The following is a 25,645-nucleotide window of genomic DNA, read 5'->3' on the forward strand; positions in this document are numbered from 1 at the left end:
GGGAAAATGGGTGCGGATTGGACCCGACCTTTTGTGGCTGGCGTCCCCATTGCGGCCGAATAAACTCGTCTCGACCAATCGGCGGAAATCAAAACAGCCGGTGGTCACGGATGGGAAGGCGGGGATGGGCAAGGTTGTTTCGTTCAAGCGTGGTTTGTTGATGGCCTCGGTGTCGACCGGGCTGGCATCGGGCTTGGTCTTTGTGAGCCCCGCCGGGGCCGCGCCGGACGAGGAGACCAACGTCCAGAACCTGCCGCCGGTCGAGGTCTCCGCGCCACCCCCTGCAACGCGGCGCGCGGCGCCGTCGCGACCGGTTGCGCGCGTGGGGGCGCCGGCATCCGCCGCGCCGAGGACGCGCATCTACGTCTATCCGACCTCGCCGGGCATCGGCCGCGGTCTCGACGTCGACAAGGTCCCGTCGGCGATCAATGCCGTCGATGCCAACCAGATCAGGCGCACGGGTTCGCTGAACGTCACGGACGCGCTGCGCGACAACATCGCCGGCGTCAACATCAGCGAAGTCACCGGCAATCCGTTCCAGCCGGATGTCGAGTTCCGCGGCTTCGTCGCGTCGCCCGTGACCGGCACGCCGCAAGGTCTTGCGGTGTATCAGAACGGCGTCCGCATCAACGAGGCATTCTCGGATGCCGTCAATTGGGACCTGATCCCCACGGCCGCGATCAGGTCGGTGACGCTGGTGACCAACAACCCGGCCTTCGGTCTCAATGCGCTGGGCGGCGCGATCAACCTGCAAATGAAGGACGGCTTCACTTATCAGGGCGCGGAGGTCGACCTCATGGGCGGATCGTTCGGCCGCATCCAGGGCTCGGCGCAATGGGGCAAGCAGGTCGACCAGAACTACGCCGTCTATGCCGCGCTCGAAGGACTGCGCGACAATGGCTTCCGCAATTTTTCCCAATCGACGGTGCGGCGCTTCTACGGCGATGTCGGTTACAAAGCCGGCGACAGCGAATTCCACGCCAACATGGGCGTCGCCAAGAACGATTTCGGTGCCAGCGCCACCGTCCCGGCCGAGCTGCTCGACAAATATTGGGGTGCGACCTACACCACGCCGCAGACCACCTCAAATCGCGTCGGCTATCTCAACCTGACCGGCAAGGTCGAGGCGACGCCGACCTGGACGTTCGAAGGCACCGCTCACGTGCGCAGGTACGAGCAGAAGGTGGTCGACGGCAACCCGACCGACGTGCAGGAGTGCGGTGCGGATCCGGCGCTGCTGTGCTTCGGCGATGACACCACCGCGGCGAACGGCGCGGGTGGCGCGCAACTCGCCAATCCCTTCGCGCCGGGAACCATCCTCGGCGAGATCGACCGGGGCTCGATCCGTTCGACCACCCTCGGCGTGTCGGGGCAGGCGACCAACACCGATCAGCTGTTCGGCCACGACAACCGCTTCGTGATCGGCGCCACCTACGACGCCAGCGTCACGCGCTACAACGCCACCGCCGAAATCGGCTCGATCGGAGAGAACTACGTCGTCAGCGGCAGCGGCGTTTTCCTGGGCCCGACTCCCACGGCAAACCCGGTCGCCGGCCCCGTCTCGCTGCGGACCGTCAACCAGTACAACGGCCTCTATGCGATGGACACGTTCAACGTCACGGATGCTTTCGCCATCACGGGCGGCGGTCGCTTCAACGTGGCGCGGATCTCGCTGGAGGACCAGCTCGGCACCGCGCTCAACGGCGATCACACCTACACCCGCTTCAACCCGATCATCGGCGGCACCTACAAGATCACGCCCGAGCTGACCGCCTATGCCGGCTATTCCGAAGCCAACCGCGTGCCAACGCCGCTCGAGCTCGGCTGCGCCGATCCCGCCAGGCCCTGCCTGCTCGCGGCGTTTCTGGTCGCGGATCCGCCGTTGAAGCAGGTCGTCTCCAAGACCGTGGAAGCCGGTTTTCGCGGCACCAAGGAGCTGAACATCGGCACGCTCGGATGGAAGGTCGGCGGCTTCCGCGCCACCAATTATGACGACATCGTAGCGGTTCCCGTCGTCGGGCGGACCGGCTTCGGCTATTTCTCCAATGTCGGCCGCACCCGGCGGCAGGGGCTCGAAGCCGAAGTCAGCATCAAGTCGCCCACGCTGCAATTCCAGGCGAGCTATGCGTTCGTCGATGCGCGCTTCCTTGATCCGCTCGAGCTCGGCTCGGAGAGCCCGTTCAGAGACCCCGCCACCGACACCATCCAGGTCAGGCCCGGCAACCAGATCCCCGCGATCCCGCGCCACCGCGTCAAGGTCGGCGTCGACTACGCCGTGACCGACGTCTGGAAGGTCGGCGGCAACGCGCTGTTCGTCTCCAGCCAATATCTCGTCGGCGACGAGTCGAACCAGTTCGCGAAACTGCCGTCCTACACGGTGTTCAATCTCCACACCTCCTACCAGGTGACGAAGAACATCCAGCTCTATGGCCGCGTCGACAACATCTTCGACAAGCGCTACGCGACCTACGGGCAGTTCTTCGATACCGGTGCCTTGCCCAACTTCACCAACGGCGGCAATGCCTTCACCGACCCGCGCTCGCTCAGCCCGGCACGGCCGCGCGCGTTCTACGCGGGGATGCGGGTGACGTTCTAGATATTTTGGAGCGTCCTCTCTTGGATGGCCGTCTATGTCGACGAAAGGCCCGCGAAACCCTCGCCTTCACTCCACCTTCACGCGCTCGAGCGGCGCCGCAGCGACGCTCGCCTGCTCCCGGCCTTTGGCCACTCCCACGCGTTGGCGTCGCTGCACGAGATACTGATCTCCGAGCACGCCGACCAGGATCACCGTTCCCATCACCGCGAAATTGAGCGAGCTCGGAATGCCCAGCAGGTTGACCAGATTCTGCAGCACCTGGAGCAGCACGGTGCCGAGCACGACGCCGATGATCGAGCCTTCGCCGCCGCGCAAGGAGCAGCCGCCGAGCACGGCGGCGGCGATGGCGTAGAGCTCGTAGAACGAGCCGTGCACGGCCGGCGAGATCGAACGGGTGTACATCGCGATCAGGATTGCCGAAAACGCTGTCAGCCCGCCACAGATGACATAGGCCGAGACGATCACGCGGTTGGTGCGAATGCCGGAATAGCGTGCCGCTTCCTCGTTCTTGCCGACGGCAAAGAGATAGCGGCCGAACACCGAGCGGTGAAGCACCACCCAGGCGATCATGGCCACCACGGCCAGCGCCACCACGCTGTGCGGCAGCGGAAAGCCGAGCACGTTGGTGCGGCCGGCGGCCAGCCATTCCAGCGTCGGAAAGCTCGCGCCGAAGCCGAAGCCAGCCGTCGCGTCCTCGGTGTAATAGCGCGCCGCGCCGCGATAGATCAGGAGGCCGCACAGCGTGACAACGAAAGGCTGGATCCGCATCCGGGTCGCCAGCGTGCCATGGACGAGGCCGATCACGAGCCCGGCCCCGACGATCATCGCGAGGGCTACCACCCAGTTGACGTCGTGATTGACGATGAGGTCGATGAACAGGACGCCCAGCAGTGCGATCACCGAACCGACCGACAGCTCGATCCCGCCGATGATGATGATGAAGGCTTCCGCGATGGAGAAGATGCCGAACAGCCCGATCTGGTTGGCGGTGTTGGAGAGATTGCCCACGAACAGGAATCTCGGATTGATCAGGGCGACGACGGTCCCGACCACCAGAATCAGAACGAGAAGGCTCAGGTCTTTCTTGCTCAAGGTCCCTCCGCCGCGATTGTGTGGCCAACGGCAAGCTGCAGCACATTGTGCTCACTGAACTGGCTGCGATCAAGGAAGCCCGAGATCGCGCCCTCATGCATGACCGCGAGCCGGTCGCTGACCCCGATCACCTCCTCCATGTCGCTGGAGATCATCAGGATCGCCACGCCGGCATCGGTCAGGCGGCGCAGCATGCCGTAGATCTCCTGCTTGGCTCCGACATCGACCCCGCGCGTCGGCTCGTCGACGATCAGCACCTTCGGCTGCATCGATAGCCATTTGGCGAGCACGACCTTCTGCTGGTTGCCGCCCGACAGAGAGGCGACGGCGGTCTTGACGTCGGGCGCGCGGATCTTGAGGCGCTCGCGCTGACGCACCGCATTCTCGTTCTCGCGCGCGCTATCCACCAGCCAGAAGCGCATATAGGACGCCAGATCCGGCAGCGAGATGTTTTCCGTGATCGAGACGTCGAGCAGCAGGCCCGCGCCCTTGCGGTCCTCCGGAACAAGATAGATGCCTTGCTCGATGGCGGCCCGCGGGCTTGCGATCCGGATCGGCTCGCCATAGAGTCGTATCGCGCCGCCGCGCAATCGGTCGATGCCGAAGAGGGCGCGCGCGAGCTCCGTGCGGCCGGACCCGACGAGACCGGCAAGTCCGAGGATCTCGCCGCGGCGGACCGACAGGCTCACGGCGCGGCCGGGATAGGTGTCGGTGACCGCATCGACGATATCGAGCACGCTGTCGCCGGGCGGCGCGGCCGGCGGAACGTAGAGCGATTTCAGGTCGCGGCCGATCATCAGGCGGATCATCGCCGCCGGAGAGAGTTCCGCACGCGTCAGTGCGCCGACCACGCGCCCGTCGCGCAGCACGACCGCGCGGTCGGCGCACTGCATCACTTCGTTGAGCCGATGCGTGATGAAGATGACGCTGACTCCGTGGGCTTTTAGGCCGGCCACGGTCCGCATCAAGCGGTCCGTCTCGGCGAGCGTCAGGCTCGAGGTCGGCTCGTCCATGATGACGAGACGAGCATCGAGCGAAAGCGCCTTCATGATCTCGACGAGCTGGCGCTGCGCCAGCGACAGTTCGGCGAGCGGCGCATCGGCCGCGAAATCGCAGCCGAGCCGCTCCAGCAGCGGCGCGACATCGGCATACATCCGTTTGCGGTCGATCAGCCGCAAGGGCCCGCCGTGCACAGGCTCGCGGCCGATGAAGACGTTGCCGGCGACATCGAGATTGTCGAAGAGGTTCAGTTCCTGATGGACGAAAGCGATGCCCGCCTTGATCGCGTCCGCCACGGTCAGCGAGCCTCGCGCGACGCCGTCGACACGGATGACGCCGCCGCTCGGCTCCACGACCCCGCCGAGCACGCGCATCAGCGTCGACTTGCCGGCGCCGTTCTCGCCGATCAGCGCAACGACCTCGCCGGGCGACACCTGGAGACCGACGTGGTCGAGGGCGACCACGCCTGGATAGCTCTTGCTGATGTCGACCAGCTCGAGGAACGGTTCTGGCATGGTAGGCTGCGCGGCGGGCAGCGCGGATATCTCCTACTTCTTCAGCATCTGCTTCATCGAGGCCATGAACTCGTCGACATTCGCCTTTTCGATGACCTTGCCGGGCACGATGATGATGCCGTTGGCCGGAATGCCGGACTTGTTGCCGCCGATGTAGTTCGCCATCAGCTTCATGCCCTGATAGCCCCACTCGAACGGCTGCTGCACCACCGTGCCGACGATGCTGCCTTCCTTGACGCCGCCGAGCGTGATCGGATCCTCGTCGAAGCCGATGATCTTGATCTTGTCGAGCTTGCCGGCCTCCTTGAGCACCTCGTAGATCCGCGGCGTGTTGTAGGAGTAGAAGCCGACGAGGCAGCTCACATCGGGCATGGCCGCGAGGATGTCCTCGACGTTGCGCTTGGCGCGGGTCTGGTCGATCTCGTCGCCGCGAACGTCGACGAGCTCGACCTTCGAGCCCTTGATCGTCTCCTTCACGCCTTCGATGCGCTCGCGCGCATTGTCGGCGCCGGGCAGGCCGACGAAGCCAACGCATTTGCCGCCGTTCGGCAGCGCCTTGACCATCAGCTTTCCTGCCTCCTTGCCGAGGTCGGTGTTGGAAGAGCCGATATAGGCCACGCGCTTGGATTGCGGCGCGTCGCTGTCGGTGGTGAACAGCACCGTCTGGGACGCAACCTTGTTGAGGTGCTCGGTCTGGTTCTTCGGATCGACCGCGCTGACCATGATGCCGGCGGCACCGGCGGCGACGAGGTCGTCCATCACGCGCTGCTGCACGGCGGCCGCAGCCTGTTCCGGATATTTGAACTGGAGCTCGTAGTTGGGCAACTCGCCCTGCGCCTTCTTCATCCCGGCCTCGGCGATCTTCCAGAAGTCGGATGCGCCATTGACGACGAAGGCCAGAACCTTCTTGTCCGCCGCATCGGCCGAGCCGACCCCCGCTGCAATCGCGAAGGCAATAGACGCACCTGCAACCAAGAGACGCTGCATATCATCCTCCCCTAAGGCGGTCGGCCGTTTTCGATGGCCAACTCTGCTTGAGCCCAGATTGGGCGCATGCCTCACCCCCAGCGGCGCGGCAATCGGCCGCCACCCGCATCGTTGCGGCAGAGGCGGGTCACCGACCCGGCCGGCGAGGTGAAATGAGGCACGTACCTCAAGCTAGCAGAAGCCCGCGGGGCGCGCAATTGGAAGCAACGGTCCGGACGCCAACCTCGGCGCTGAGGTGGTGTCGTGCCTCACGAGATGAGGCGGTATGCGCTCGCCAATGGCGATAACTGCTAGCGCATGCGCCTGCGCCAATCGCTCGGCGTCTCGCCGGTCAGCTTCCTGAACGCCGCCGCGAACGCCGTCTGCGAGGAATAGCCGAGCGCGGCAGCGATCGAGACGATCGGCTCGTCGCTCCCCCGCAGCTTGTGCATGGCCTGCTCGAGCCGGTGTTGGCGCAGCCAGGCGTGGGGCGAGAGCCCGGTGCTCTCCTTGAAGGCGCGGCAGAAGTGGAAGCGCGAGAGGCCGGCATCGGATGCCAGCGCATCGAGGGAGACGTCCGCATCGCCGTCCGAGCGCAACCGTTCGATCGCGCGGAGCAGGACCTTCGGCGCCAGCCCGCCCATGGCCGGTCGGAACGTGGCCCGCGTGCCTGTGTGCGCAGCCAGGACGCGGGTGGCGAGAAGATCCGTCACCTGATGCCGGAACAGCGCATCCAGGACCCCATTGCCTTCGAGTGCATCCGCTGCGCTCAACAGCAGTCTCGATGTAATGGGGTCAGGGTGCGCCGTCCGCTCCAGCAGGTCGGTCGGCCCTGCGATTCCGGCTTCGCCGGCGACGCGCTTCAGTGTCGCATTCGGAAGGTAGAGCTGAACGACATCGACCGGCTTCGGAATGTCCCATCGGGAGCTCGACCCTTCCGGAATGATGATCACGGCTCCGGGGCGAAACGTCCCGATCGAAACCGATTTTCCCGTCCGGCGCTCCATGCGCTGTATCACGCCGTTATACGCCATGATCACGTGGTGGCTCATGGGCTCGACGACGTCGTGCAATGGGTCGTGATTCCAGTGCGCGATGCCGGCGCCGGAGGCGTCCAAGGCCATGCGGGTCGGTTCGGTCCTGAGCACCCGCGCCATCTCCGATCCGGCGGCGCGCCGCTCGGAAATCGCGACATCGGCGGGGTGTGCGCCAGGGACGGGTGGCTGGCCATTGGGCGAGGGATTGTGCGTGGATGCGGTGCTCCCGGTCATTGCGTGGCTCCTTCCGATCGCCTGCTGCCTGAGATCAGGGGCCCGTACTTGTACGGGTTGGCGCGGGTTCTATGCGGGGCCGAGGCACCGGTCTTGCCTGAAACGGTTGTGCTTTGCCTGATCCTGCTCCAGCCGAGCGCGCGGTTTCAAAGGCACGCGGGATGACGGCGGGCGATCGTTGCAGGCCCGCGGGCGAAGGCCGGCGGCGCGGGCCTCTTAACCGGTCAGAAACCATAGCAAATGATCTGAAAACTTTAACGAAACTGCTTGATCGTCTGCGCGTCGATGTGTCGGAGGGCCCGTCCGATGACAGAGCACCAGTTGAGAGAGCAGGAATTTCTGATCGCGCGATACCGGCATCTGGAGCGCGAGGTGACCGACCCGCTTGCCGTGCATCTGCTTCACAGCATCATCGAGGAGCTCGAGGCCGAGCTGCGCAAGGAAAGACCGGATTGGCACGGGCCCGGTCATTAACCGTTTGTTGGCGCTAATGATGCCAATTGTCGGCGTGGGAATACCAGCGGAGGCTGCTCCCATGTTGAAGGACGGCACCTACGCGGCTTGGTACAAGACGCCGGTCGACCAGGGTACCGGGATCGTCCACGTCGCCGACGGCCAGATCTGGGGCCGTGACAGCCTGATGACCTATCACGGCACCTGCCAGGTCGATGGAGATCGCTTCACCGCTATCGTGTCGACGAGGCGTCATACCGACGGTCGCGCCACCGTGTTCGGCAACGATGACGAGCTGACCCTGACGATCGAAGGAAGCTGTCCTGGCAGAATCGCGACCTACACCGCGACGGCACCTCAGGCGCCGGGCATGATCCTCCACGGAACGCTCATCCGCACGGAACAACAGCCGCCCGCACCTGAACCACCAGGGCAGATGCCGGCATTCAATCCCGACAAGCTGCCGAAACTGCCGAAGCGCTCGCGCTGAACGAGGGCCGCCGCGCCGGCCCGCATTGCACGTGCTGCTTCTTCGGCCCGGCCATGACGATCGTGAACTCCGATCCGGCACCGCCGCGTGCCAACGTTCGGGCAAATTGTCTCAGGCAGGTTCAGCGGAAATTGTCAAAATCAGGCCCCGGATAGGCTTGTATCAATGGTTGCCGATAGATCATAATACAGCCGTTGCGATGGGTGGCAGGTTCGATATCGTACGAGGACCAAGCCACGCCGGGTCGATTTTGCGTCCATATGTTTCGATCGTGATTTCGAGGGCATGACCTCGACGGTGCGTGCAGGAGCCCGGCGCGATTTCAGTGGCGTCGTGGCAAGGGCACAATGAGCTGCTGACCGATTAGCGGGAACGTTGCGAGCCGCCATGGGTGGCCTCGCTTCGACGAATTGCGTGAAGATTTTTTGAACGAGGCGGGCGATGGAAGTTGCTGCGGCTTGTCACCCCAGGGTGGGGGATAATCTCTATTCGCGGGAGATCCGCTTCGGCATCGTGATGTATGGTGGCGTTTCGCTCGCGATCTACATCAACGGAGTTACGAATGAGCTCTACGAGATGGCGTGCGCGACGCCGAAGGAGCATGATGACCTGAATCTTCGCCGCGCGAGGTCTACCGAAAGGCGTCATGGCTGCTGCGCGACGAGAACTTGCGCGCCCGCTATCTCGAGCATCTGACCATCGGCGGGCGTGATCCGTTCGCCGACATGGCCACTCTGCCGACTGGGCAACGCACACGCTTCGTGGTGGATTCGCTCGCGGGCACCTCCGCTGGCGGCATCAACGGCATTTTCCTCGCAAAAGCTCTCGTCAGCGGAGAGAAGTTCGCTCCATTGAAGACGTTGTGGATCGAGGAGGGCGATATCAATCGTCTGCTCAACGACAACGCCTCCTACGAGGGGCTGGAGTTCGCCAAGACCGGTTCTGCGCCGCAGTCGCTCCTGAACAGCGATCGGATGTACGTCAAGCTTCTCGATGCCTTCGAGAAAATGGAGAAGGAGAGAGAGGGGAGGGTCGCGCCGACGGCGAGGGGCGAGTCTCAACTCGTCGACGAACTGGATCTGTACGTCACGACGACGGACATTCGAGGCGCAGTCGTGCCGTTGCGGCTGTTCGACAAGGTCGTCTATGAGCAGCGCTACAAGCAGGTCTATCACTTCCAATATGCCGCCGGGGGCGAGAACCATTTCACCGAAAGTTTCGCCCCGTTTCTTGCGTTTGCGGCGCGTTGCACGTCATCCTTCCCATTCGCATTCGAACCGATGTCCGTATCCGACGCGCAGCGCTTGTGCGACGCGCGCCAAACCGTCGGGAGCGTGAATTTCGACGCCTGGAAGCCGTTCTTCACGGGGCTGTCGATCGCGGACCTGGACGGTGACGGTTGGCGCAAGCGCGCGTTCGGCGACGGAGGCTATCTCGACAACAAGCCCTTCAGCTACGTCGTCGATGCGCTGTCATGGCGTCTCGGCAGCCTACCGATGGAACGCAAGCTGATCTATGTCGAACCGACCCCCGCTCATCCCGAAACCGAGCAGGGAAGCGCGAGCCAAAAACCCGATGCGCTCGCCAATGCGCTCTCGGCCATGCTGACAATCCCGCAGGATGAGACGATCCGCGAGGACATCGAAGCGGTGTTGGCGCGCAACAGGCGCATCGAGCGGGTCGAGCGGATTGTGCGTCAGGTCGAAGTCGACATCGAAGCGCGCAACGATGACCCCTTCGCGCGCATCGTGCTCGACGGGGACGGCAAGGTGCCTGCCTGGCGGTCGCGCGACATGCGCCATATGGTCGATTATTACGGCGTCGCGTTTCTGCCATACCGTCATCTCCGGCTGATGACCGTCACGGACGATCTCGCCGATCGGTTGGCCGTCTGGTGGGGCATCGACCGCCGCTCCGACCAATTTTACGCGTTGCGCGCATTGGCGCGAGCCTGGCGCGAGGAGAATTTCTACGAATACGAGAAAGACGCCAAGGGTCGTACCGAGTCGGTCAACGCCTTTCTGGACGATTACGACGTCAAGTATCGCCTCAGGCGCACCGGGTTTATCCTGCGCAAGGTGCATCAGCTTCGAAGTCTTTTCATCAAGCCGGAGCTGCCTGGCGACGGGAACGCCTGGTCGGATGCTGAAACACATCTCATGGAACGGTGGGACAGGCACGTGTCCCACCGGCGAATGGACTCGCAGGCGCTCTTCGCTGCGTTGAACCGCCTCGCCGGCGGGCTCGGAGAAGCCATCGCCCAGCTCCGTTGCGTGACCTGGCAGTTGAAGCCCCCGGAGACCGGGAGCAGGTCGGCATGTCATGAAGAATTGATCCAGACGCTTCGTGTGATTCTTGGCCAGAAGCCGGATCCCAAATTGAAGGCGTTGACGACCAAGTCCGGTACGCCCGTGCCGCTTCCGAGCGACCTGCCGCCTCCGAGTCCGCTGCGGACGCTTCAGGAGAACGTCTTCGCCAACGCCAAGATGCTCCTCCAATATACGAGGGCCGTCGAGACGCAGCTTCAGGTCGCGCTCGAGGGCGACATTCGCGCGTTGAAAGACGGTTACGCCCCGGTGATCGGCATGGCGCCGCGCGGCCAGATGCCGCTTCCCCAGGCCCTGCTTGGAAACCCGGAGCTTCATGCCTGCGAGGAGAGCGACGAAGGCGGCCCCAAGGTCCGCGTCGCGGTCGCCAAGGTGGCCTTGCCAGAGGACGTCGACGCGCTCAACACCCCGGAGGGGACGGCGCTCCGCGAATTCCTGGCCGAATATTTCATGAGGTTCGACGAGTACGATCAGGCGAGCTTCCCGCTCTACTACGATACAGGCACCGGCGAGCCTTCGACCGTCGAGATCGTTCGGGTTAGCCCGGAGGATGCCACCAGCCTGATCGACGAACGCAATGGCCTGCGACACAAGCTCGCCGGCGTTGCCGTGCTCCACTTCGGCGCCTTTCTCGACGAGCAGTGGCGGCGCAACGACATCATGTGGGGCCGGCTGGACGGTTGCGAGCGGATACTGGCAACCCTGTTTCCTGCCGCCGAGGACAAGGTGATCAGAGACGCTCTCCTCAAGGAGGCGCAATGTACGATCATACGCGAGGAGATGAAGCCGGATAGCTACGACCAATTGGTTGACGGCTTCACAAAGGCGCTGGCGGAGCAGAAGAATGAAACGCTCGAAGGCGCCTTCGATGCCTTATGGCAAAAACTGGCGCTGACCGCGGGCGGACAGCGCCGCACGCAGATCGCTCAGGCGCTGAAAGAGGTGCTGGGCGACCAGGGCATGCTCAACTATGTGCGCGAGTACTACAACGTCAACCGCAGGCCCAGCACCGAGGTCGCGCTGCGGACCGGCTCACGCGCCTTGACCATTACCGGACAGATCCTCGAGGAGGCGGAACAGCACCGTCGGGGACAGCGAAGCTGGATGATGTGGGTCACACGGGCCGGTCGCGCGGTTCAGACCCTGCTCACGATCTCGACGCCGGGCAGCCTTGGTCGAGCCGTGTTCTGCTACTGGCTCGGGCTGCTGTACGTTGTGGAATTCCTGTTCTTCGGCGTTACCGCGTTGATCGGGGCGTCGGGTGCTCGCAATGTCAGCCTGATTGCTTTGGCGATCACGGCGGCCGTTCACCTGTCGATCACGATGCTGGGAGACTTCATCGCTCGGCAGGAAAAGTGGGCCAGGTGGGTACGGTTGATCAAGGGAGGCACCCTCGGACTTGCCGTCATGGCCGGCCTGCTCATCTTCTTCGGCGTGATGGCGTTTGCCAATGGCGGTTTCGCGGGAATCAGTTGTCCGGACGGACATAACGTGTTCGGCTCAGCCTTCGATCTGTTCTGTAGACCGAAGACCGGTTCATGATCCTGATGCACGCCGCGTTAGCGCCTCGGAGCAGGGGCGCTCTTCGGCATGTTTGCATCGTCAACTTCTGCCCCACTGCTTCTCAAATTCCCCTAACCCGTCATTGTACGGCTCCAACAACCATTGCGGGGGCAGCATCACATGTCGGACAAGATCTCGCGTCACTCCGAATCCAGCTCATCTGCGGCGCTTCGTCATTCTTCCTCTGGCCAGCCCCGGGCGAGTATCGCCGCCTGTTTCAAGGTGATGCTTCGGACCAGCGGATCCGCATGACGGTGCACGAGGTGCCAATCCGTGCCGTCCCTACGGTAGACTTCGGTCACGCGCAGCGACCAGTCTTGAGCCGGCAACCCGCCCACCTCGGCGCGCTGGCGCTCGACCATGACGAGAACGACGAGCGCGTCCGATGCATAGGTCTGCAAAACCTCGAGTTCCGTTTTGCCTTCCCTGAAGTATCGCGATAGCGCGGCAAGGCGCTCGGGGCTGGCGTCAAATCCGCGGCTTGCCGGGCCGCCGAAGGGCTGCATCAGCGTGAAATCCGGCGCAATGCCAACAAGCCTGGACCAGCGATCCATGTCGCCCCGCATGAACGCGGCATTTTTCTGCCGAGCGCGTTCGACGAGAGTCGTTACCGCCTCGTTCTGAGCCGCCGCATCGGCCGACAGCTGAACGGACAGTGGAATTGCAGCCGTAGCGGCCATCATCGAGCGCCGCGAGATCTCCTGAGAATCTGGGCTTTTGTTCGCTCCGGGCGGTCTCCTGGTCATTTCACAGCTCCTGGTCGAATGACGTGCGAGCTCATCCATGAAGCCTTGATCCCGATGAATCCAGTGATATGATTTCAGCAACATGCTGAACCAAATTGATTTATCCAGGATCGACCTCAATCTCCTCGTGCTCTTCCGCGTGGTTTTGGAAGAGCGCCATGTGGCGCGCGCAGCCGCTCGGCTGAGCCTGACACCGTCGGCCGTCAGCCATGCGCTCGGCCGGCTCCGGCTGCTGCTCAACGATCCGCTGTTTCTGCGGACCCCGAAGGGCGTCGTTCCAACGGCAAGGGCCTTGGAGCTGGGGGAGCCGGTGGCTGAGATCATCGCGCGCGTCGAACAGCTGTTCGGCTCGGCTACGCCGTTCGACCCCGAAAAGAGCAGCCGCAGGTTCACCATTGGCGCACCCGATGCGGTGCTGGTCTCGGCTACCGGTCCGCTGTTGCGATCGATCGCAGCTGCCGCGCCGCACATAGACATCGGGTTGATCCACCTGATGCCCGCGCCGCGCCACGGCGCGATCGGAGAGCCTTGGCAGCAATGCCTCGACATGCTGGAAAGACGCGAGCTGGACGTCGCAATGTTGCCGCTGCCTTCGGTATCACCGCGGTTCGAGGCGCGCAGCCTCTATGATGAGGATTTTGTGCTGGCCATGCGCAAGGGACATCGCTTTTCAAAAGCGCCAACCCATGCGGCCTTCGCGCAATCGCAACATCTGCTGGTCTCACTCAGCGGTGAGCCGCGCGGTTTCGTCGACGACATGTTGGCCAAGCGCGGCCTCCAACGCCGCATCGCCTTGACGGTCCCGAATTTCATGATGGCGCTAGCCCAGCTTTCCGGGTCTGACCTGATCGCAGCCTTGCCGCGCCGATTGGTGGAGCACCACGCGCGTCGTTTCGGCTTGGTGTTCGTCGAGCTGCCTTTCGCGCGCAAACCGGACACGATCCGGGCCATCGCAACCAAGGCGGCGATGAGAGACGCCGGCATTGAGTGGTTGATGCAGGTCTTGGTCGGTTCAATCGGAGCAAGTCGACGCTAGAATCCACCCGCTTCTCAAATCGCCCGGAACTGTTCATTGTGCCGGGCCGAAATGAAGAGAAGTGGAGCAGCATCGATGATGGAAAGGGTCTCGCGCCGCCGGTTTGCCACGCTGGCGGGATTGTCCGCAGCCGGGATTGCGAGTCCCCTTGAGGCGGTCGAGGCCAAGCCGAGACGGCCGCCGCGCAATGCAGGCGGCTTTCCTGCGGGCTTTCTCTGGGGCACGGCGACCTCGTCCTATCAGGTCGAGGGCGCGGTCGAGGAGGATGGGCGAGGGGCCTCGATCTGGGACAAGTTCGTCCGCATCCCCGGCAAGATCGAGGACGGCACCACCGGCGACCGCGCCAACGAGCACTATCACCGCTACAAGGAGGACATCGCCCTCATCAAGGAGCTCGGCTGCAAGGCCTATCGCTTCTCGGTGGCCTGGCCGCGGCTGTTTCCCGACGGCGACGGCAAGCCCAATCCGAAAGGGCTCGACTTCTACCATCGTCTTGTCGACGAGCTCCTGAAGAACGGCATCGAGCCGTGGCTGACCCTTTATCATTGGGATCTGCCGCAATCGCTCGAGGACCGTTTCGGCGGCTGGCGTTCGACCGAGACCTGCAAGATTTTCGGCGACTACGCGGCCTATGTCGCCGCGCACCTCACCGACCGGGTCAGGAACGTGTTCACGCTGAACGAGAGCGGGCGCTTCGTCTATTTCGGTTACGGCATCGGCATCGACGCGCCGGGCTTGAAGCTGCCGCAAGCCGATGTCAACCAGATCAGGCACAACAGCGCGCTGGCGCACGGGCTCGCGGTGCAGGCGGTGCGCGCCCATGGCCGCCGCGGCACCAGGGTGGGGCCGGCCGAGAATATCGATGCCTGCGCGCCCGCGTTCGACACGCCGGAAAACGTGCGCGCCGCGGAGATCGCGCTGCGCGAGATGAATGCCGGCTATCTCAACGTCATCATGACGGGCCGCTATACCGACGCCTTCCTGAAATACGCCGGGACCAACGCGCCGAAATACACCGATGCGGAGCTCAAGATCATCTCGTCGCCGGTCGACTTCCTCGGCCTGAACATCTATGCGCCGCAGAACTACGTGGTGGCGTCCGACCAGGGCGCGGGCTTCAAGCCGCTGCCGATCCCGAAATCCTTCCCGCACATGAATTCGGACTGGCTGCGCGTCGGGCCAGAGACGATCTACTGGGTGCCGAAGCTGGCGGCGAAGATCTGGAAGACGGATGCGATCTATATCAGCGAGAACGGCACCTCCGGCGACGATGTGGTGTCGCCCGACGGCAAGATCTACGACACCGACCGCATCATGTATTTGCGCAACTATCTGGCTCAGCTCCAGCGCGCCACCGACGAAGGCGTGCCGGTGCGCGGCTATTTCCTCTGGAGCCTGATGGACAATTTCGAGTGGGTGTATGGCCTCAACAAGCGTTTCGGGCTGTACCACGTCAATTTCGACACCCAGGTCCGCACGGCAAAACTCAGCGCCAGCTTCTACCACAACGTGATCGCGAAGAACGCGGCGGGGGCGTAGCTCTTCTCCCTCTCCCCGTTCTTACGGGGAGAGGGCAGGGGTGAGGGGCTCTCTCCGCGAGTCCATCTGTCGCCGTCCTTGCTGAAGCTCCCCCTCACCCGGATTTTCCGCTGCGCGTAAAATCCGGCCTCTCCCCGCACGCGGGGAGAGGCGAAGAAGGCGCCGCGCATTGACTCTCTTCTCCCCCTTATTCAAAACCGTCTTCAACACCCATAAACAAGAGGACGACGCCAATGGCTGACGCGCTGATCATCGATACCTGCCGGACCCCGCGGGGCATCGGCAAGGCCGGCAAGGGAGCCCTGTCGGGCATTCATCCGCAGCAGCTCGGCGCAACCGTGCTGCGCGCGCTCGCCGATCGCACCGGCATCAACACCGCTGATGTCGACGACATCGTCTGGGGCTGCAGCGCGCAGGTGGCAACGCAGAGCGGCGATCTCGGCCGCATGTCGGCGCTCGATGCCGGCTACGACGTACGTGCCAGCGCGGTGACGCTCGACCGCTTCTGCGGCAGCGGCATCACCAGCGTCAACATGGCGGCATCCTCGATCATGGCGGGTGCGGAAGACCTCGTCATCGCCGGCGGCTGCGAGATGATGTCGATGGAGGGACGCCGCGGCGGCGGTCCGATGATGATGGACGGCGGCAATCTGCGCCTGCGGGCACGGCATCCGCAGTCGCATCAGGGCGTCTGCGCCGATGCGATCGCGACGCTGGAAGGCATCACCCGAAGGGACGTCGACGCGCTCGGGCTGGAGAGCCAGAAGCGCGCCGCGCATGCGATCGCGAACGGCCACTTCAAGAAGAGCCTCGTGCCGGTCAACCGCGAGGACGGCAGCCTGGCGCTGGATCACGAAGAATACCCGCGGCCGCAGACCACGATGGAAGGCCTCAGCAGCCTGAAGCCGGCGTTTCCGGCGATCGCGGACTACGCGCTCGACGACAAGGGCACGACCTATCGCGGCCTGATTTTGCAAAAGTACCCCGATCTCGACATCGACTTCGTGCATCACGCCGGCAATTCCTCCGGCGTCGTCGACGGCGCCGCCGCGATCCTGTTGGCCTCGCCCGCTTACGCCAAGGCCCATGGCCTCAAAGCCCGGGCCCGCGTCGTCGCGATGGCGAACATGGGGGACTCGCCGACCCTGATGCTGAACGCACCGGTGCCGGCAACGCGCAAGGTGCTGGCCAAGGCCGGCCTCACCATCGACGACATCGACCTGTTCGAGATCAACGAGGCCTTCGCGGTGGTGGCGGAAAAATATATCCGCGACCTCAAGCTCGACCGGGCCAAGGTCAACGTCAACGGCGGCTCGATCGCGCTCGGCCATCCGATCGGCGCCACCGGCTCGATCCTGATCGGCACGGTGCTGGACGAGCTCGAACGGCGCGACCTCGAGCGCGGTCTCGTCACCATGTGCGCCGCCGGCGGCATGGCGCCGGCCATCATCATCGAGCGCGTCTAAACCAATCGCCCCTCGCTTTCTCCCCATTTTCACGGGGAGGAAGACCGGCGACCTGCGATCCGACCCTTATTTTTCAGGGTGAAACACGCGCCCGCCTTCACAAAGAGGCCGGTCGTCGCTTGTCGAAAGCGGCGAATCAGTTCTAGCAAGATGTCGTGCGGGCCTTTGAAACAAGGCAAAAACCGCTGCCCGAGGCTTCCTCCGCCCCGGAAGGTGCTAAAAAGCAGGGTTTTTTGTCACAGCAGGCCAGAAAAGCCCGTAATTTCGCGACAAAACTGTGCAGAAGGCTATAGGCCTTCAACGGTTGGTCTAATATGCAACCGGCAACGAATCAGAGGAGACACGATGCCAACCCAGATGTCCAAATCGCAGTTGATCGAAAAGATTGCGACCGCCACCGAGCTTTCCAAGCGTGACGTCAAGAACGTCATGGAGACGTTGACCGACGTCGGCCACAAGGAGCTCAAGAAGAACGGCCTGTTCCTGGTGCCGGGCTTCGCCAAGTTCGTGGTCATCAAGAAGCCCGCGACCAAGGCGCGCAAGGGCACCAACCCGTTCACGGGTGAAGAGATGATGTTCAAGGCCAAGCCGGCCCGGAAGATCGTCCGCGCCCGCCCGGTCAAGGCCGCCAAGGACGCCGTGGGCTAACAACGCAAAGGCCCCCTCGAACGAGGGGGCCTTTTGTCTGGGGCAGCCGCGAGGGCCTGAGACGGAGGGCTCAACCCTTGCGGCGCTTCACCCGCACCGGGACCGGCTGAAGCCGCGGCTCGGGTCCTGCGAGCGTATCGCGAATCCGGTCGATCGCCCGATCGAGCAATTGGCGCAGCCGCTGCGTCTTCCGCGATCGCTTCGCTCTTTTCAGCAGTTTCTTCATCGCCTTCACTCCGCCGCTTCTTTGGCTTCAGCCGGCTCGAGCGCCGCGGCGATGGCTTCGTCGACGTGCTCCAGCCAGATGAATTCGAGGTTGTCCCGCGCGCTCTTCGGGATGTCGTCGTAATCCCGCTTGTTGCGCGCCGGCAGCATCACCCGCTTCAGGCCGGCAGCCGCCGCCGCCACCACCTTCTCCTTGATGCCGCCGACCGGCAGCACCAGGCCGCGCAGCGAGATCTCGCCGGTCATCGCGGTATCGCTCCGCACCGTCCGGTTGGTGAGCAGGGACGTCAGCGCCGTGAACATCGCAACGCCCGCGCTCGGTCCGTCCTTCGGGGTTGCGCCCGCGGGGACGTGAACGTGGATGTCGCTCTTCTCGAACGCCTGCGGATCGATGCCGAGCTGGGAGGCCCGGCTCTTCACCAGCGTCAGCGCAGCCTGCACGCTCTCGCGCATGACGTCGCCGAGCTGGCCGGTCAGAATCAGCCCGCCCTTGCCGGGCACGCGCGTGGCCTCGATGAACAGGATGTCACCGCCGACCGGCGTCCAGGCGAGGCCAGTGGCAACGCCCGGAACGCTGGTGCGCAGTGCGATCTCGCCCTCGAAGCGCGGCTGGCCGAGCACGGTGGCGATGTCGTTCGCCGTCACCACGACCTTCGTGGCCGTGCCTTCGGCGACCTGCACCGCGGCATGGCGGAACACCTTGCCGATCTCGCGCTCGAGGTTACGCACGCCGGCCTCGCGGGTGTAGCCCTTGACGATCAGCTTCAAGGCCTCCGGCTCGATCTCGGCCTGCTCGGCCGAGAGGCCATTGGCCTCGAGCTGCCGCCGCACCAGATAGCGCCGCGCGATCTCCAGCTTCTCGTCCTCGGTATAGCCGGCGAGGCTGATCAGCTCCATGCGGTCCAGCAGCGGACCCGGGATCTGGTCCAGCATGTTGGCGGTCGCGATGAACACCACGCGCGACAGGTCGAAGGGCACGCCCAGATAGTTGTCCCGGAACGTCCCGTTCTGCTCGGGGTCGAGCACCTCCAGCATGGCGGCGGAAGGATCGCCCTGGACGCCGCGGCCCATCTTGTCGATCTCGTCAAGCATCATGACACAGTTGCGCGCACCCGCCTTCTTGATGCCCTGGATGATGTTGCCGGGCAGCGCACCGATATAGGTGCGGCGGTGACCGCGGATCTCGGCCTCGTCATGCACGCCGCCCAAGCTGACGCGCACGAACGGGCGATCCATCGCGCGCGCGATGGACTGGCCGAGCGAGGTCTTGCCGACGCCGGGCGGGCCGACGAAGCAGAGGATCGGGGCCTTGCCCTGCGGGGCGAGCTTGCGGACCGCCAGATATTCGATGATCCGGCTCTTGATCTTTTCCAGGCCGAAATGGTCGGCATCCAGGATGGCTCGCGCCTGCTTGATGTCGATCGGCTTCTCCGCGGGCAGCGCCCAGGGCAGCTCGATCAGCCAGTCGAGGTAAGTGCGGACCATGCCGGCTTCGCCTGCAGCCTCCGGCATGCGCTCGTAGCGGCGCAGCTCCTTCTTGGCATGCGCCTCCGCCTCCGGCGGCATGTTGGCCTTGGCGATCGCAGCCGTCAGCTCGGTGACCTCGGCGGCCTTGCCGTCGCCTTCGCCGAGCTGGCGCTGGATGGTCGCCATCTGCTCGCGCAGGATCGCCTCGCGCTGCCGCTCGTCGAAGGAGGCCTTGGTCTGCTGGCCGATCTCGTTGGAAATGCGCAGCACCTCCAGCCGCTCGGCCAGGTGCTTCGACACCTTGTCGATGCGGAGCGCGAGGTCGATGGTCTCCAGCACCTCCTGCTTGTCCTGCGGCTTGATGTCCATGAACGAGGTCGCCAGGTCCGCCAGCGCGCCGGGCGCGGTGGTGCCCTGGAACATCGCGGCGAGCTCGGGCGGCGCCTGCGGCAGCAGCTCGATCGCCTCGATGGCCTGGCGCTGCAGGTTCAGCGCGCGGGCCTCGATCTCGGGCGAGGTCGTGGTCGGCTCGGGGATCTGCTGGAAGCGCGCGGCGGGGAACGGCGTCCCCGGCAGGAAGTCGAGGATGCGCGCGCGCTGCACGCCCTGGCAGACGATGTGGTGGGTGCCGTCGGGCGCGGTGATGTAGCGCACGATGTTGGCGATGGTCGCGACCCTATAGAGGTCGTCCGGCCCGGGGTCGTTGGTCTCGGGGCCGCGCTGCAGGACGATGCCGATCGGCCGCTGCTCGCGCAGCGCCTGCTGCGCGGCGGCAATCGACTTCGCCCGGCCGATCGTGATCGGCGCGATGGCCCCGGGAAACAGCACCATCTCGCGCACGGGGACGATGATCAGCGCGTCGTCGGGGATCTTCACGTCGTTATTGGTCTGTTCGTTGTTCATCTGTTCGGTGGCCATGATCGACCTCAGGATTTCGCGAGGCGCAGTGCGACGCAGCCGTCCATCACGAAGCGGCTGATGGCGTAGCGGCCGAGAGGAAGCGCGATGCGGCGCTCGAAGCGGCCCTGCGGCAGCTCGAGCCGATGGATGCGGGCGTTGCGAAGCTCCGGCGGGAGCGTGCGCTGACCCGAGATGACGAGAACGCCGTCATGGATGACGGTCTCGACATTGTCCGGATTGACGCCGGGAAGTGCGACAAGGATCAGGAGCTCACGCTCGGTTTCGAGCACGTCGATCGGCGGTTCCCAGCAGGCTTCCTGGCGGCCGAACTGCTGGCGCAGCCGATCGGCGCGGGTCAGCGAGTCCAGGGCTTCGGACAGCATCCAGTCGAGGGGATTTTTGGGTTGCATGATGCGGGCTCGGGGCTGGGAAAGCCTGCATATGGGGCTGGTTCCAAGGAAATCCAGTGCGGTGGCGCGCACGTGCCATGCGCCGCAGTGCGATCAAGGCAAGCGAACGCCGCGGCATGCGGCCGCGACGTTCCGTTCATTGGCAGGGCGCGCGGTCAGGCCGCTGCGCGGTACTCTTCTTCCGCTTCGAGGTTGATCACGGAGGTGGCGAGCTCGGTCAGCGTCCGATCGGTCGCCTCTTCCTCGTCCAGCGTCTCCTGGAGCAGCCTTGCTGCGTCCTGCATGCCGAGCTCCTCGGCCCAGGTGCACAGCGTGCCGTAGCGGGAGATCTCGTAGTGCTCGACCGACTGCGCTGCCGCGAGCAGTCCGGCATCGAGCGCCGGCGCGCCCTTGAACTCCTTCATGATCTCGGCGCCCTCGTCGGCAATGCCGTTGATGGCTTCGCAGGGCTTGCCGCGTGCCGGCTTGCCCAGCATCTTGAAGATCTGGTCGAGCCGTTTGACCTGGCCCTGGGTCTCGCGCAAATGCTTGTTGAAGGCGGCCGCAAGCTCCTTGGAATTCGCGGCCTTGGCCATCTTGGGCAGGGTCTTGATGATCTTGTTCTCGGCGAAATAGATGTCCTTCAGCGTCTCCAGAAACAGGTCGCTGAGCATCTTCGGCGCCTGACGCGGCCGGCGCGCCGCGGTCTTCTTTGTCGTGCGTTTCTTCGCTCGTTTTGCCATACGTCCTCCTCATGAGGCGACACGGGAAGGCCTCGCCTTCCTCGATCCTCGGCCGATCAAAGCCGTCCGAGAACGAAAGTTCCAAACTGCAACCGCGCTCAGGTCGGGCGCTTGTAGGGGTCTTCCTGGCGCTGGCGCTCTTCCGTCGCGCGGTCGAGGCGTGCGCGCTCGCTGCGGCGCAGATGGCCGGCCTTCATCACCCCGTAGACGAGGACCCCGCCGAGCACGAACGCGCCGATGAACCAGAGCCAAAGCATCTGGGCCGAGGCGTGACCCAAGAGCATGCTAACTCCGCTGTCGCTCATGATTGGTCTCCACAATTGTCCATTGCTGTCACGCTGAGCTAAGTCGGCGGCCGAAACCTCGTTCCATGCGGCCGCGGCCCGCGGCGTCAGACCAGGTCGGTGAGCCGTTGCCGCACCGCGGGCGCCTTCGGCTCGCCGCCCCGGCGGTGAAGTTTCCGGCTTCGGTCGTGCTCCGCAGCCATTTGGTCACGTCGCCGATCGCTTCTCGCGGCGAGCGGCCGAACTTGCGCAAGCCGCGAAAATATTCGAGCTGAAGGTGGGCCGACATGCAGCGCTTGGGCATCGATTTCAGATGCTGGATGTCGTCTTCGACGTGCTCTGCAGCAGGCTGTGCTTTCTCTCAGCTAGCCTGATCGCGCGCTTGCTCGGGCGCACCGCAACGGGGTCGCGGCGGTCCGGACCAGCCTGCCCTGGAGCTGCGACAATCTGTTAACTTGTCGAACTCCCGTTCCCGCTTGGCGGCAGGATCCGGGACGCTTTCGCTTGCACTGTCACGTTTCTTTGACGTACTTCCGGTCCAACAAGCCCTTCGACAGGAAAGCGACATGTCGCTGACAGCAGACGAGCTCGCCAAGAGACAGGCCATTATCGAGGCCTGCCGGCGCATGAACGCGCTCGGCATCAACCAGGGCACATCGGGCAATATCAGCGTCCGGCATGCGGACGGGCTCCTGGTCACGCCGACCAGCGTGCCCTATGAGGCCATGAGTCCGGACCAGATCGTCTTCATGGCCATGGACGGCTCGCACGCGCCCGGCCAGAAGCCGTCGAGCGAATGGCGCTTCCATCGCGACATCCTGAAGTCGCGGCCCGACGTCAACGCCGTGGTGCACGCCCACCCGACCTATTGCACCATCCTGGCGATCATGGGCATGGAGATCCCGCCGGTGCATTACATGATCGCGGCGGCAGGCGGCGACAGCATCCGCTGCGCGCCCTACGCGACGTTCGGAACGGCGGAGCTGTCCGAGCATGCGGTGCGGGCGCTGGAGGGCCGGCTCGCCTGCCTGCTCGATCATCACGGCATGATCGCGATCGGCAAGTCCTTGGACAAGGCGATGTGGCTGGCGGTCGAGGTCGAGACGCTGGCGCGGCAATATCACGGCTGCCTGCAGCTCGGACAACCGCCGTTACTCCCCAGCGAGGAGATCGAACGGGTCCGCCAGCGCATGGCCGGTTACGGTCTGTCGGAAGGGTAGGGCGGGCCAGACGATGTTGGTGCGGATCAGGCATCTCGTCGATCGCAAGAAGACGAACCGCACCATGGTTCGGCTGCGTGCGCTGTTGCGCAGCAACGAGTTCTATTTGATCCCGCTCGCGCTCGTGATCGGCACGCTCGCGGGTGCCGTCGTGACGCTGATGGCCCACATCGCCCAGATCGCGCATGTCGTGATCTACGGCATTCCCGTCGACGTCCGCCTGTCGGCCAACGCGAGCGTCAGCCCCTGGGCAGCGTTGATCGCACCCGCGCTCGGGGGGCTCGCGCTCGGCATCATGGAATGGTCGCGGCGGCGCATGAAGATCTCGAACGCGGTCGACCCGATCGAGGCCAACGCGCTGCGCGGCGGCGATCTGTCGATGCGCGACAGCGTGGTGGTGTCGAGCCAGACCCTGATCTCTAACGGCTGCGGCGCCTCGGTCGGCCTCGAGGCCGGCTACACCCAGATCGGCTCGGGGATCGCCTCGCTGCTCGGCAAGTTCTTCAACCTTCGCCGCAACGATCTGCGCCTGATGGTCGGTTGCGGGGCGGCCGCGGCGATCGCGGCGGCGTTCGGCGCGCCGATCACCGGCGCCTTCTATGCCTGCGAGCTGATCGTCGGCGTCTATTCGGTCGGCAGCGCTGCGCCGATCCTGGCGGCCTCGCTGGCGGGCGCCCTGACCGCGCAATGGCTCGGCGGCGCGCCCTATTCGCTGGAGATACCCAAGGTCAGCGCCGTCGGCGTCGAGCAGTACCTCGCCTTGATCGGGCTCGCCCTCATCACCAGCGGCGTCGGCATCGCCGTGATGCGCTCCTCGCCGGTGTTCGAGCGGCTGTTCGCCTGGATGCCGGTCTGGCTGCGTCCCGTGATCGGCGGCCTCATCGTCGGCGGGTTCGCGATCATCACGCCGCAGGTTCTCGCGGCCGGCCATGGCGCCATGGTGCTCGATCTCTTCCACGACATGACCATCGGCCTGATCGCGCTGATCATCGCCTTGAAGGTGACGGCCTGCCTGATCTCGCTCGCCTCGGGGTTTCGCGGCGGCCTGTTTTTCGCTTCGCTGTTCGTCGGCAGCCTGATCGGAAAGTTCTTTGCCGAGCTGTTGGAACTGATCAGTCCGCATTTCGTGATCGACCCGCTGGTGGCGATGCTGACCGGCATGGCGACGCTCGGCGTCGCCATCGTCGGCGGCCCGCTCACGATGTCGTTCCTGGTGCTCGAGATGACCCGCAATGTCGACGTCACCGCCGTGGTGCTGGCGGGCTGCATCGTCACCTCGATCTGCGTCCGCTTCATGTTCGGCCATTCCTTCTCGACTTGGCGCTTGCATCTGCGCGGCGAGACCATTCGCAGCGCCAACGACGTCGGCTGGCTGCGCAACCTCACGGTCGAGCGCCTGATGCGCTCGGACGTCGGCAAGGTGCCGTCGACCACGACGATCGCCGCCGCGCGCCGCGAGTTCGCGCTCGGCTCGCGGCCGGGAATCGTCATCGTCAACAATGCCGACGAATATATCGGCCTCGTCCTGCTGCCCGATCTGTTCTCCAGCGACCTCGACACCATCGCCGACGACATCCAGGTGATCGAGCTCGCCCGCCTGATCGACATCGTGCTGATCCCCGAAATGAACGTGAAGTCGGCGATGGCGGTGTTCGACGAAGCCGAGGCGGAGATGCTGGCGGTGGTCGATTCCACCGACAGCCGCAAGGTGGTCGGCTTCCTCACCGAGAACTTCGCCCGCCGCCGCTATGTCGAGGAGATCGACAAGGCGACGAGGGGCGTGCTGGGGGCGCTGTCTTAGGCGGGCTTATCGACCGGGCGGAGTTGCGACGACCCAGGCTGGAACGCTTCCGGGACCGAAAACGGCGCGGCTGTTCATGATTCGCTCAGGTTGGATGGTTCAATCTGGTTCTGATCGTTCGGTTTACAATCGTTCAAAGCGTGGCAGATCGCCGCGATCATGAAACCAATTCAGTGGTTTACGCGTTAGAGCGGGTTTGCATAGATGTGCTTGGGCGAAACAGAGGAAGATCACAATGAGCAGACTCATGATTTCCGCATCCTACCGCAACACCGTCCTGGCTGCGTGCGCAGGCCTGGCGCTGTTCGCGGCCTCGGTGTCGCCCTCGGCCGCAGCAGCCCCCCGGCCGGCCCAGGCCGCTCCCGCAAACGCAGGTCAGGGCTCCTCCGACGTCACGGACTTTAGCGCAGCTCGCCGCCGCTACTATCGGCGCGGACCGAACGCCGCAGGTCTCGCCTTCATGGGCGCGGCAGCGGGGATCATCGGCGGAGTGATCGCCGAGCAGCGGCGCCGCGACTACTATGAGAACAACTATTATTATGGCCCGCGACGTTACTATGGCGGCCCAGGCTATTACGGCGGTCAGGGCTATTACGGGGGCAGTCCCTATTATTACGACCCGGGCTATTGATATCGGCCGTATCGCGCGGTCGTTTGTCTTCCGGATCTTTGCAAAAGGGCGGTGCTTTGCGCCGCCCTTCTTGTTACTCGCGGTGTAGCCATCCGGGCTACCGGACCGGGGTGTGTCGCCGGGTTGTCAACCCATCCGCGTGAAAACATTCCGCTTTACCGAAATTCGGATTTGTCGTATGTGTCGTCCATCCCGGCTCATCCTTGAGGGGCGATCGTGATGCCGTCATGTTCGCGAGTCGGGGCTTGCGGTGGACGCGGCAGCGTCGGGCGCGAGAG

General features: G+C 64.4%; 22 protein-coding genes. 12 read left to right on the top strand and 10 right to left on the bottom strand.

Annotated features, from left to right (window positions below):
* The first annotated feature begins 124 nt into the window (after window positions 1–124).
* The gene (locus tag XI05_RS23765) at window positions 125–2,596 is read left to right on the top strand and encodes a TonB-dependent receptor (RefSeq protein WP_271506259.1); all 2,472 of its coding nucleotides are present in this window, start codon (window positions 125–127) and stop codon (window positions 2,594–2,596) included.
* A gap of 66 nt (window positions 2,597–2,662) precedes the next feature.
* Here the strand turns inward: XI05_RS23765 and XI05_RS23770 are convergent, their stop codons facing one another.
* The 4 genes from XI05_RS23770 to XI05_RS23785 form a co-directional block, all read right to left on the bottom strand.
* Window positions 2,663–3,688 (bottom strand): ABC transporter permease, encoded by a 1,026-nt coding sequence (locus XI05_RS23770; RefSeq protein ID WP_271506262.1) that lies wholly within the window; start codon window positions 3,686–3,688, stop codon window positions 2,663–2,665.
* Window positions 3,685–5,202: a sugar ABC transporter ATP-binding protein gene (locus XI05_RS23775; protein ID WP_271506265.1), complete on the bottom strand. Its 1,518-nt coding sequence runs from the start codon at window positions 5,200–5,202 to the stop codon at window positions 3,685–3,687. The genes XI05_RS23770 and XI05_RS23775 overlap by 4 nt, the downstream gene beginning before the upstream one ends.
* Window positions 5,203–5,235: 33 nt before the next feature.
* Entirely contained in the window at window positions 5,236–6,189 is a 954-nt protein-coding gene (locus XI05_RS23780; protein WP_271506268.1) for a sugar-binding protein, read from the bottom strand.
* Between the two features lie 290 nt (window positions 6,190–6,479).
* Window positions 6,480–7,439: a helix-turn-helix domain-containing protein gene (locus XI05_RS23785; protein WP_271506270.1), complete on the bottom strand. Its 960-nt coding sequence runs from the start codon at window positions 7,437–7,439 to the stop codon at window positions 6,480–6,482.
* 306 nt (window positions 7,440–7,745) lie between these two features.
* Between XI05_RS23785 and XI05_RS23790 the strand changes: the two genes are divergently transcribed.
* The 4 genes from XI05_RS23790 to XI05_RS23805 all read left to right on the top strand — a co-directional run bounded on the left by XI05_RS23790 (window position 7,746) and on the right by XI05_RS23805 (window position 12,251).
* Complete coding sequence (locus tag XI05_RS23790; protein ID WP_172785547.1) at window positions 7,746–7,913, top strand: hypothetical protein; 168 nt, start codon at window positions 7,746–7,748, stop codon at window positions 7,911–7,913.
* Window positions 7,914–7,974: 61 nt separating this feature from the next.
* On the top strand, window positions 7,975–8,382 hold the full coding sequence (locus tag XI05_RS23795) for a hypothetical protein (protein WP_271506272.1): 408 nt from the start codon (window positions 7,975–7,977) through the stop codon (window positions 8,380–8,382).
* A 441-nt stretch (window positions 8,383–8,823) separates the two neighbouring features.
* The gene (locus XI05_RS23800) at window positions 8,824–9,078 is read left to right on the top strand and encodes a hypothetical protein (protein WP_271506275.1); all 255 of its coding nucleotides are present in this window, start codon (window positions 8,824–8,826) and stop codon (window positions 9,076–9,078) included.
* Window positions 9,051–12,251 carry a patatin-like protein gene (locus XI05_RS23805; protein ID WP_271506277.1) on the top strand — a complete coding sequence of 1,067 codons (3,201 nt, stop codon included), beginning with the start codon at window positions 9,051–9,053 and terminating at the stop codon, window positions 12,249–12,251. Before XI05_RS23800 ends, XI05_RS23805 begins: the two co-directional genes overlap by 28 nt.
* Window positions 12,252–12,445: 194 nt before the next feature.
* Here the strand turns inward: XI05_RS23805 and XI05_RS23810 are convergent, their stop codons facing one another.
* Entirely contained in the window at window positions 12,446–13,018 is a 573-nt protein-coding gene (locus XI05_RS23810) for a YybH family protein (RefSeq protein ID WP_271506280.1), read from the bottom strand.
* A gap of 82 nt (window positions 13,019–13,100) precedes the next feature.
* Here XI05_RS23810 and XI05_RS23815 point away from each other — a divergent pair, with 82 nt between their 5' ends.
* The 4 genes from XI05_RS23815 (at window position 13,101) to XI05_RS23830 (ending at window position 17,707) form a co-directional block, all read left to right on the top strand.
* On the top strand, window positions 13,101–14,054 hold the full coding sequence (locus tag XI05_RS23815; RefSeq protein ID WP_271506283.1) for a LysR family transcriptional regulator: 954 nt from the start codon (window positions 13,101–13,103) through the stop codon (window positions 14,052–14,054).
* Window positions 14,055–14,129: 75 nt separating this feature from the next.
* A complete protein-coding gene (locus XI05_RS23820; RefSeq protein WP_271506286.1) occupies window positions 14,130–15,593 on the top strand; it encodes a GH1 family beta-glucosidase in 1,464 nt (487 codons plus the stop codon).
* A gap of 233 nt (window positions 15,594–15,826) precedes the next feature.
* Window positions 15,827–17,059: an acetyl-CoA C-acetyltransferase gene (locus XI05_RS23825; RefSeq protein WP_271506289.1), complete on the top strand. Its 1,233-nt coding sequence runs from the start codon at window positions 15,827–15,829 to the stop codon at window positions 17,057–17,059.
* 345 nt (window positions 17,060–17,404) lie between these two features.
* Window positions 17,405–17,707, top strand: a complete 303-nt coding sequence (locus XI05_RS23830) for an HU family DNA-binding protein (protein WP_018320691.1) — start codon at window positions 17,405–17,407, stop codon at window positions 17,705–17,707.
* A gap of 70 nt (window positions 17,708–17,777) precedes the next feature.
* Here XI05_RS23830 and XI05_RS23835 read toward each other — a convergent pair whose 3' ends face one another.
* From XI05_RS23835 to XI05_RS23855, 5 genes are all read right to left on the bottom strand, one after another.
* Window positions 17,778–17,933: a hypothetical protein gene (locus XI05_RS23835; protein WP_271506293.1), complete on the bottom strand. Its 156-nt coding sequence runs from the start codon at window positions 17,931–17,933 to the stop codon at window positions 17,778–17,780.
* A gap of 5 nt (window positions 17,934–17,938) precedes the next feature.
* Complete coding sequence (gene lon, locus XI05_RS23840; RefSeq protein WP_271506296.1) at window positions 17,939–20,317, bottom strand: endopeptidase La; 2,379 nt, start codon at window positions 20,315–20,317, stop codon at window positions 17,939–17,941.
* 8 nt (window positions 20,318–20,325) lie between these two features.
* Window positions 20,326–20,709: an Hsp20/alpha crystallin family protein gene (locus XI05_RS23845; protein WP_024342525.1), complete on the bottom strand. Its 384-nt coding sequence runs from the start codon at window positions 20,707–20,709 to the stop codon at window positions 20,326–20,328.
* 155 nt (window positions 20,710–20,864) lie between these two features.
* Complete coding sequence (locus tag XI05_RS23850; protein WP_271506298.1) at window positions 20,865–21,431, bottom strand: YciE/YciF ferroxidase family protein; 567 nt, start codon at window positions 21,429–21,431, stop codon at window positions 20,865–20,867.
* A 98-nt stretch (window positions 21,432–21,529) separates the two neighbouring features.
* Entirely contained in the window at window positions 21,530–21,736 is a 207-nt protein-coding gene (locus XI05_RS23855) for a hypothetical protein (RefSeq protein ID WP_024342523.1), read from the bottom strand.
* 545 nt (window positions 21,737–22,281) lie between these two features.
* Here XI05_RS23855 and XI05_RS23860 point away from each other — a divergent pair.
* The 3 genes from XI05_RS23860 to XI05_RS23870 all read left to right on the top strand — a co-directional run bounded on the left by XI05_RS23860 (window position 22,282) and on the right by XI05_RS23870 (window position 25,367).
* Complete coding sequence (locus XI05_RS23860) at window positions 22,282–22,935, top strand: L-fuculose-phosphate aldolase (RefSeq protein ID WP_271506300.1); 654 nt, start codon at window positions 22,282–22,284, stop codon at window positions 22,933–22,935.
* 13 nt (window positions 22,936–22,948) lie between these two features.
* Window positions 22,949–24,736 carry a chloride channel protein gene (locus XI05_RS23865; protein ID WP_271506304.1) on the top strand — a complete coding sequence of 596 codons (1,788 nt, stop codon included), beginning with the start codon at window positions 22,949–22,951 and terminating at the stop codon, window positions 24,734–24,736.
* Window positions 24,737–24,971: 235 nt separating this feature from the next.
* Window positions 24,972–25,367 carry a hypothetical protein gene (locus tag XI05_RS23870; RefSeq protein WP_271506306.1) on the top strand — a complete coding sequence of 132 codons (396 nt, stop codon included), beginning with the start codon at window positions 24,972–24,974 and terminating at the stop codon, window positions 25,365–25,367.
* Window positions 25,368–25,645: the final 278 nt, after the last annotated feature.

Source organism: Bradyrhizobium sp. CCBAU 11357 (assembly GCF_028128865.1).
Taxonomy (GTDB): Bacteria; Pseudomonadota; Alphaproteobacteria; order Rhizobiales; family Xanthobacteraceae; genus Bradyrhizobium.

What these genes read in the sequence shown, in the direction of transcription:
- XI05_RS23790 (WP_172785547.1), top strand. Translation starts at nt 7,746, where the DNA reads ATGACAGAGCACCAGTTGAGAGAGCAGGAATTTCTGATCGCGCGATAC.
- XI05_RS23780 (WP_271506268.1), bottom strand. Translation starts at nt 6,189, where the DNA reads ATGCAGCGTCTCTTGGTTGCAGGTGCGTCTATTGCCTTCGCGATTGCA.
- XI05_RS23785 (WP_271506270.1), bottom strand. Translation starts at nt 7,439, where the DNA reads ATGACCGGGAGCACCGCATCCACGCACAATCCCTCGCCCAATGGCCAG.
- XI05_RS23795 (WP_271506272.1), top strand. Translation starts at nt 7,975, where the DNA reads ATGTTGAAGGACGGCACCTACGCGGCTTGGTACAAGACGCCGGTCGAC.
- XI05_RS23850 (WP_271506298.1), bottom strand. Translation starts at nt 21,431, where the DNA reads ATGGCAAAACGAGCGAAGAAACGCACGACAAAGAAGACCGCGGCGCGC.
- XI05_RS23860 (WP_271506300.1), top strand. Translation starts at nt 22,282, where the DNA reads ATGTCGCTGACAGCAGACGAGCTCGCCAAGAGACAGGCCATTATCGAG.
- XI05_RS23820 (WP_271506286.1), top strand. Translation starts at nt 14,130, where the DNA reads ATGATGGAAAGGGTCTCGCGCCGCCGGTTTGCCACGCTGGCGGGATTG.
- XI05_RS23855 (WP_024342523.1), bottom strand. Translation starts at nt 21,736, where the DNA reads ATGAGCGACAGCGGAGTTAGCATGCTCTTGGGTCACGCCTCGGCCCAG.
- XI05_RS23815 (WP_271506283.1), top strand. Translation starts at nt 13,101, where the DNA reads ATGCTGAACCAAATTGATTTATCCAGGATCGACCTCAATCTCCTCGTG.
- XI05_RS23800 (WP_271506275.1), top strand. Translation starts at nt 8,824, where the DNA reads ATGGAAGTTGCTGCGGCTTGTCACCCCAGGGTGGGGGATAATCTCTAT.
- XI05_RS23810 (WP_271506280.1), bottom strand. Translation starts at nt 13,018, where the DNA reads ATGACCAGGAGACCGCCCGGAGCGAACAAAAGCCCAGATTCTCAGGAG.
- XI05_RS23845 (WP_024342525.1), bottom strand. Translation starts at nt 20,709, where the DNA reads ATGCAACCCAAAAATCCCCTCGACTGGATGCTGTCCGAAGCCCTGGAC.
- XI05_RS23865 (WP_271506304.1), top strand. Translation starts at nt 22,949, where the DNA reads ATGTTGGTGCGGATCAGGCATCTCGTCGATCGCAAGAAGACGAACCGC.
- XI05_RS23765 (WP_271506259.1), top strand. Translation starts at nt 125, where the DNA reads ATGGGCAAGGTTGTTTCGTTCAAGCGTGGTTTGTTGATGGCCTCGGTG.
- lon (WP_271506296.1), bottom strand. Translation starts at nt 20,317, where the DNA reads ATGGCCACCGAACAGATGAACAACGAACAGACCAATAACGACGTGAAG.
- XI05_RS23870 (WP_271506306.1), top strand. Translation starts at nt 24,972, where the DNA reads ATGAGCAGACTCATGATTTCCGCATCCTACCGCAACACCGTCCTGGCT.
- XI05_RS23830 (WP_018320691.1), top strand. Translation starts at nt 17,405, where the DNA reads ATGCCAACCCAGATGTCCAAATCGCAGTTGATCGAAAAGATTGCGACC.
- XI05_RS23835 (WP_271506293.1), bottom strand. Translation starts at nt 17,933, where the DNA reads ATGAAGAAACTGCTGAAAAGAGCGAAGCGATCGCGGAAGACGCAGCGG.
- XI05_RS23775 (WP_271506265.1), bottom strand. Translation starts at nt 5,202, where the DNA reads ATGCCAGAACCGTTCCTCGAGCTGGTCGACATCAGCAAGAGCTATCCA.
- XI05_RS23825 (WP_271506289.1), top strand. Translation starts at nt 15,827, where the DNA reads ATGGCTGACGCGCTGATCATCGATACCTGCCGGACCCCGCGGGGCATC.